Annotated in this window: 6 protein-coding genes; 3 read left to right on the forward strand and 3 right to left on the reverse strand. The window is 72.4% G+C overall.

Annotated features, from left to right (window positions below; all coding sequences use genetic code 11):
* Both F6X68_RS29000 and F6X68_RS29005 read right to left on the reverse strand, forming a co-directional pair.
* On the reverse strand, positions 1-2,007 hold a 2,007-nt coding region (locus tag F6X68_RS29000), incomplete at its 3' end, for an acetoacetate--CoA ligase (protein ID WP_151457235.1).
* Between the two features lie 209 nt (positions 2,008-2,216).
* Entirely contained in the window at positions 2,217-2,735 is a 519-nt protein-coding gene (locus F6X68_RS29005) for an acyl-CoA thioesterase (protein WP_132233514.1), read from the reverse strand.
* 23 nt (positions 2,736-2,758) lie between these two features.
* Between F6X68_RS29005 and F6X68_RS29010 the strand changes: the two genes are divergently transcribed.
* Positions 2,759-3,421 (forward strand): hypothetical protein, encoded by a 663-nt coding sequence (locus F6X68_RS29010; protein ID WP_151457236.1) that lies wholly within the window; start codon positions 2,759-2,761, stop codon positions 3,419-3,421.
* 76 nt (positions 3,422-3,497) lie between these two features.
* Here F6X68_RS29010 and F6X68_RS29015 read toward each other — a convergent pair whose 3' ends face one another.
* Positions 3,498-4,661, reverse strand: coding sequence for an acyl-CoA dehydrogenase family protein (locus F6X68_RS29015; RefSeq protein WP_132233510.1), 1,164 nt, complete (start codon positions 4,659-4,661; stop codon positions 3,498-3,500).
* Between the two features lie 250 nt (positions 4,662-4,911).
* On the opposite strand from F6X68_RS29015, the gene F6X68_RS29020 reads away from it, so the two are divergent.
* Together F6X68_RS29020 and F6X68_RS29025 are read left to right on the forward strand one after the other, a co-directional pair.
* Positions 4,912-6,339: a UDP-glucose/GDP-mannose dehydrogenase family protein gene (locus tag F6X68_RS29020; RefSeq protein WP_151457237.1), complete on the forward strand. Its 1,428-nt coding sequence runs from the start codon at positions 4,912-4,914 to the stop codon at positions 6,337-6,339.
* Positions 6,340-6,501: 162 nt separating this feature from the next.
* The coding region (locus tag F6X68_RS29025) for a hypothetical protein (protein ID WP_151457238.1) at positions 6,502-6,803 on the forward strand (302 nt) is incomplete at its 3' end.

Consider the following 6,803-nt stretch of genomic DNA (forward strand, 5'->3'; position numbering starts at 1 on the left):
GGTGCGGGTCTGGGCGAGGGTGGCGAAGGCCGTGAGGGACTCCGGGTTGGCCAGGGCGCCCCTGGCCGCCGCCGAGTCCACCGGGGTGCCCGTGAGGATCTTCTTCACCGGCACCTCCAGCTTCTTCGCCGACAGGGTGCGCGGCACGGCCCGCACCTGATGGATCTCGTCCGGGACGTGCCGGGGCGACAGGGCCGTACGCAGCTCGCGGCAGATCTTCTTCCGCATCGCGTCGTCCAGCTCCAGGCCCTCGGCGAGCACCACGAACAGCAGCAGCTCACCGGCGCCGCCCTCGTCGTCCTCCAGGTGCACGACCACCGAGTCGACGACCTCGTCGAGCCCCTCGACCACCGAATAGAACTCGGCGGTGCCGAGCCGCACGCCGCCCCGGTTGAGGGTGGCGTCGGAACGGCCCGTGATCACGCAGCCGCCCCGGTCGTTGATGGTGATCCAGTCGCCGTGCCGCCAGACGCCCGGGTACAGGTCGAAGTACGCCTCCCGGTAGCGGGTGCCGTCCGCGTCGTTCCAGAAGCCGACCGGCATGCTCGGCATGGGCTCGGTGATCACCAGCTCGCCCAGCTCACCGACGACCGGCGTGCCGTCGGCCGAACGGGCCTCCACCTTGGCGCCGAGCGCCCGGCAGGTGATCTCACCGGCGTGCACCGCCAGCAGCGGCACGCCGCCGACGAAGCCCGTGCAGACGTCCGTGCCGCCCGAGAGCGACTGGAGTTGGAGGTCGTCGCCGACCGTCTCGTACACCCAGGTGAAGCCCTCGGCAGGCAGCGGCGCGCCGGTCGAGCCGACCCCACGCAGCGCGGAGAGGTCGGCGGTCTCCTTCGGCACCAGCCCGGCCTTGCGGCAGGCCAGTAGGAACGGCGCGGACGTGCCGAGGTACGTGGTGCCGGTCTCCCCGGCCAGCCGCCACAGGGCGCCCAGGTCGGGGTGGCCCGGGTTGCCGTCGAAGAGCACGATCGCCGCACCCACCGCCGGCCCGGAGACCAGGAAGTTCCACATCATCCAGCCGGTGGTGGTGAACCAGAAGAACCGGTCCGCCGGGCCCAGGTCGTGGTGCAGGGCGAGCATCTTCAGGTGCTCCAGCAGGATGCCGCCGTGGCCGTGCACGATCGGCTTCGGCAGCCCCGTGGTGCCGGAGGAGTAGAGCACGTAGAGCGGGTGGTCGAAGGGGACCGGCGTGAAGGTCAGCGGCTCGTCGGTGTCGGCGGCCAGCTCCGACCAGGCCAGCGCTCCCTCGAACGCGCCCGCCGGCCGGTCCGGAGCGTCGCCGGACGGCGCGGTGGCCGGATCCCCGGCCGGGTCGAGGTAGGCGATGCCGACGGTGTGCTTCACCGACGGCAGGGCGGCCCGGATCGCGGCCACCTCGCCGCGCCGGTCGACGGGCTTGTCGCCGTAGCGGTAGCCGTCCACCGCGACGAGGATCTTCGGCTCGATCTGCTGCCACCGGTCGGTGACGCTGCGGGTGCCGAACTCCGGCGCGCAGGAGGAGAAGATCGCGCCCAGGCTGCTGGTGGCGAGCAGCAGCACGTACGTCTCGGGGATGTTGGGCGCGTAGGCGGCGACCCGGTCGCCGGCGGTGACGCCGAGCCGGCGCAGCCCGGCGGCCACCCGACGGACCTGCTCGCGCAGTTCGGCGGCGGTGAGGGTGACCGGCGCCCGGGTCTGGCCGTGCGCGATGACCACCGGGTCGTCGTCGGCCAGGCCCGGCATCCGCAGCACGTTCTCGGCGTAGTTGAGGGTGGCGCCGGGGAACCATCTGGTCCCGGGCATCTCCCGGCCGCTCAGCGTGGCGGTCGGCGGGGTGTGCGCGACCACCTCGAAGTGGTCCCAGACCGACCGCCAGAACGCGTCCAGGTCCGTGACCGACCAGCGCCACAGCTCGTCGTAGTCGGCGAAGTCCAGCCCCCGGTGCTCACGCAGCCAGCGCAGGTAGCTTCCGATCCGGGACCGCTCGCGTACGTCCGCCGGCGGCGTCCACAGCACGTCACCCACTGCTCCACCCTCCCCTGGCCCCGCACGACACTGTGAAATGGGCCGTGGCGCCATCTTGCCCTACCTCAGAGCGCCATTCTCCGCACCCGACCTCCGTCGGCGCACGTGCCGAACCCACATGCCCTACCGCCCTGCTGTGTGTGCCGCGTCAGGAAGGGCGCCTTCCTGACGCTCTCAGTAGAGAGGAAGGGGCCCTTCCTTGCACCCGGTCAGCCGGCGCGGTGGGCCTGGATGGCGCGACGGCGGGCCAGCCGGTGGGCGCGGCGGATCTCCGCCTCCCGGAACCGGCGCTCGTCCTCCGGGCCCTCCGGCAGCACCGGCCGGACCGCCCGCGGCGCGCCGCCGAGGTCGACGCCCACGAAGACGAGGTACGCCGTGGCCACCCGCACCGGCTCGTCCTCGGCCGAGTCCCACCGCTCGGCCACCACCCGGACGCCGACCTCCATCGAGGTCTGCCCCGTCCAGTTCACCTGGGCGTGCGCGTGCAGCAGGTCACCGACCCGGACGGCCTCGGTGAAGACGATCTCGTCGATGGCCGCGGTGACCGCCGTGCCGCCGCTGTGCCGGGCCGCGGCGGCCCCCGCCACGTCGTCGATGAACTTCATCAGCACCCCGCCGTGCACGGTGCCGTACAGGTTGACGTCGACCGCGGTCATGATCCGGCTCAGGGTGACCCGGGAGTAGGAGGTCGGCTTGCCGGCCGGCGCGGTGGAGGGGTGCTCGGTCATGTCGAAAACGGTACGGTGCGCGGATGCGACATCTCTGGAGCTTCCTCGCGGGGTTGGTGGTGGCGCCCGTCACGTGGGTGCTGGTCACCCTCGGGCAGGACGGGTCGGCGGGCACCGTCGACCGTTGGGTCGAGATCGGCACGTCGAACTCGGCCAATCTCATCGAGCCCGCCGTCTACCTCGCCCTCGGCGGGGTCCTGCTCGGCCTGCTCGGCACGCTGCGCACGTCACCGCTCGGCCCGCTCGTGGCCGGGCTGCTGCTCGCCACCCCGTACGTGGCGATGTTCGTCGCGCCCTTCGAGGTGCGGGACCGCATCCCGGACGGCTGGAAGGTCTTCGGCGACCCCCTGCCGCTGCACCTGCCCGTGGAGAACGGCACGCTCTTCCTGATCGGCCTGCTGCTGGTCGTGGCCACCTTCAGCGGGCAGCGCTGGCGGCGCTGGCCCCGACCGGCGGTCGAGCCGACGCCGGCGCCCGCCGAGGGGCCGGAGCGCAACGACTTCACGCTGACCGACTGGCCGCCGGCCGAGCCGACGGACCGGGACACCGCCCCGCCGAGCCTCGGCTACCCGGACCCGACGCCGACGGAGCCGCTGCCGCGCCGCACCGGCGGGGGGTCGCCGTGGTCGGCGCCGCCGCGCACCGGCAACCGGCCGGAAGAGGACACGACGACCGAGATCCGGTGACGCCCCGGCCGCACGCGCGCCGGGAGCCGGGTGAGGATGCGGGCGGGCCGGACGACCGGCCCGCCCGCCGACCGGCTCAGCCCTTCAGGAGCTGGCGGGCCATCACGATGCGCTGCACCTGGTTGGTGCCCTCGTAGATCTGCGTGATCTTGGCGTCCCGCATCATCCGCTCGACCGGGTAGTCCCGGGTGTAGCCGTAGCCGCCGAGCAGCTGCACGGCGTCGGTGGTGATCTCCATGGCCGCGTCCGAGGCGAAGCACTTGGCCGCCGCGCCGAAGTAGGTCAGGTCGGCGTCGCCCCGCTCGGACTTGCCGGCCGCTGCGTACGTCAACTGCCGGGCCGCCTCCAGCTTCATGCCCATGTCGGCGAGCATGAACTGCACGCCCTGGAACTCGGCGACCGCCTTGCCGAACTGCTTGCGCTCCTGGACGTACCCCTTGGCGTAGTCGAGCGCGCCCTGGGCGATGCCGATGGCCTGCGCGGCGATGGTGACCCGGGTGTGGTCCAGGGTCTTCATGGCGGTGCCGAAGCCGGTGCCCTCGGCACCGATCATGCGGTCCGCGGGGATCCGGACGTTGTCCAGGTAGACCTCGCGGGTCGGCGAGCCCTTGACGCCGAGCTTCTTCTCCGGGGCGCCGAAGCTGACCCCGGCATCGGACTTCTCGACCACGAAGGCGGAGATGCCCCGGGACCGGGCCGACGGGTCCGTCACCGCGAAGACGGTGTAGAACTCCGACACCCCGGCGTTGGTGATCCAGCGCTTCACGCCGTTGAGCACCCAGTGATCGCCGTCACGCACCGCGCGGGTGGTCATCGACGCCGCGTCGCTGCCGGCCTCCGGCTCGGAGAGGCAGTACGAGAACATCGCCTCGCCCGCCGCCACCGGGGTCAGGTAGCGCCGCTTGAGCTCCTCGGAACCGGCCAGCAGCAGCGGCATGGTGCCGAGCTTGTTGACCGCCGGGATCAGCGAGGACGAGGCGCAGGCCCGCGCCACCTCCTCGATCACGATGGCCGTGGCCAGGGCGTCCGCGCCCGCACCGCCGTACTCGACGGGGACGTGCGGTGCGTGGAAGTCGGCGGCCCGCAGCGCGTCGTACGACGCCTTCGGGAACTCGCCGGTCTCGTCCGCCTCGGCGGCGTGCGGCGCCACCTTGGCCGCACAGACCTCACGGACCGCCTCCCGGATCGCCTCGTGCTCCTCGGGCAACCGGTAGACGTCGAACGACTGCTCTGCGGCCATGTCGGCCCCTCCCCTTCACCGCTATCATGCGCAGTCTGTAGCGTCTCCTGACCGCCGACGGCGCAGACTGAAGGATAGCGACCCGGTTCGGGGTCATGTTACCGCCGCGTAGCCTTGGACGTGGCGGAGCGCCGACGCCGCCCGGCGACGATGGAACAGGCAGACGTTAGAGTCCCTCCGGTGCCCGCCCAGGCGCCGCAGCAGAACGCGACGCGACGACGCGACGCCAGCGCGAGCGGAGAAGACAGGCGTGACGATCCCGTACCCCAACACCCAGCCGATGCCCGCCATCGCCGCGGTGACGCCCCCCTCCGGCGCGCAGCGACCGCGGGTGACCTTCCTGGGCACCGGCTATCTCGGCGCGACCTACGCCATCTGCTACGCGGAACTCGGCTACGAGGTCCTCGGCTTCGACGTCGACGCCGACAAGATCGCCATGCTCAACGCCGGCGAGGTGCCGATCCACGAGCCCGGGCTCGACGAGCTGCTCAAGCGCAACCTGGCGGCCGGGCGGCTGCGGTTCAGCACGGACATCTCCGAGGTGGCCGACTTCGGTGACGTGCACTTCATCTGCGTCGGCACGCCGCAGCGCGCCGACGGGATGGGCGCCGACCTGTCGTACGTCGAGGCGTCGGTCACCAGCCTGGCCCAGCACCTGACCCGCAAGGCGCTGATCGTCGGCAAGTCGACAGTGCCGGTCGGCACCGCCGAGTGGGTGGAGCAGCTGGTCAGCAAGCACAGCCCCGCCGACCTGGGCGTCGAGGTGGCGTGGAGCCCCGAGTTCCTCCAGGAGGGCTTCGCCGTCGACGACGTGCTGCGGCCCAACCGGATCGTCGTCGGCGTCAAGAGCGAGTGGGCCAACGGCATGCTCTACGCCGCGCACAAGGGCGTCTTCGACCTGGCCGCCACCGAGGACCGCGAGGTGCCCCTGGTGGTCACCGACTTCGCCACCGCCGAGCTGGTCAAGGTCGCCGCGAACGCCTTCCTCGCCACCAAGATCTCCTTCATCAACGCGATGGCCGAGGTCTGCGAGGCCTCGGGCGGCGACGTCACCCACCTCGCCCGGGCCATCGGCTTCGACCCGCGCATCGGCAACCGGTTCCTCCAGGCCGGGCTCGGCTTCGGCGGCGCCTGCCTGCCCAAGGACATCCGCGCGTTCCAGGCCCGCGCCCAGGAGCTGGGCGCCGGGGAGGCGCTGCGCTTCCTGCACGAGGTCGACCTGATCAACCTGCGCCGCCGGACCCGGGTGGTCCAGCTCGCCGCCGAGCTGCTCGGCCGCCGCTCCGGGCCCGCCGGACCGGATCTCTCCGGCACGCGCGTGGCCGTGCTCGGCGCGACCTTCAAGCCCAACACCGACGACGTACGCGACGCGCCGGCGCTCTCCGTCGCCTCGCTGCTGCGCAAGGCGGGCGCCGACGTACACGTCTACGACCCGCAGGGCATGGAGCGGGCGCGCGCCGTGGCGCCCGAGCTGGTCTACGAGCCCGGCATCAACGAGGCCGTGACCGGGGCTGACCTGGTCTGCGTACTCACCGAGTGGGCCGACTTCCGCAACGCCGACCCGGTGGCCCTCGGCGAGCTGGCCGCCGGACGCAAGGTGGTCGACGGCCGCAACTGCCTGGATTCGGCACTGTGGACGCAGGCCGGCTGGGAGTACCGCGGCATGGGCCGCCCCTGACGATCGACGACCGACGGCCGGTCGCGGAGCACGCTCCGCGACCGGCCGTTCGCCGTACGCGTGGACGATCTTTGCCCCGGACCCGCCGACAACTGTCGAAATCCGCGCCCACATTGGGCATGCTGCCAAGGTGGGAGTCCACAGTGCGGGTGGAGGGGTGTCGTGGCGAGCTTTCAGTGCTCCTCGTGCGGCCGGGAGATCAAACCGGCCGCCAGCTGCCCGCACTGCGGTGCGCACCAGCCACAGTGGGTCGAGCACCTGGCGGAGATCGAGCGCTCCATCGCGGAGATGAAGGCCCGCGAGGCCGCCATCGCCAGCGAGCAGCGGCAGATCGCCGCCAAGATGCAGGCCGCGCTCTTCCAGCGGGACATCCTCGCCCACGCCGGTGAGGAACGTCTCAAGCAGGCCACCCGCCCCCGTCGGGTGCTGCGCCGCAGGCCGGGCCGCCGGCCGCCCACGGCCGC

The organism is Micromonospora sp. AMSO12t (assembly GCF_008806585.1).
GTDB classification, from domain to species: Bacteria; Actinomycetota; Actinomycetes; order Mycobacteriales; family Micromonosporaceae; genus Micromonospora; species Micromonospora reichwaldensis.

Excerpts from the sequence above, each read along its gene's own strand:
- F6X68_RS29010 (WP_151457236.1), top strand. The coding sequence starts at position 2,759 with ATGCGACATCTCTGGAGCTTCCTCGCGGGGTTGGTGGTGGCGCCCGTC.
- F6X68_RS29015 (WP_132233510.1), bottom strand. The coding sequence starts at position 4,661 with ATGGCCGCAGAGCAGTCGTTCGACGTCTACCGGTTGCCCGAGGAGCAC.
- F6X68_RS29005 (WP_132233514.1), bottom strand. The coding sequence starts at position 2,735 with ATGACCGAGCACCCCTCCACCGCGCCGGCCGGCAAGCCGACCTCCTAC.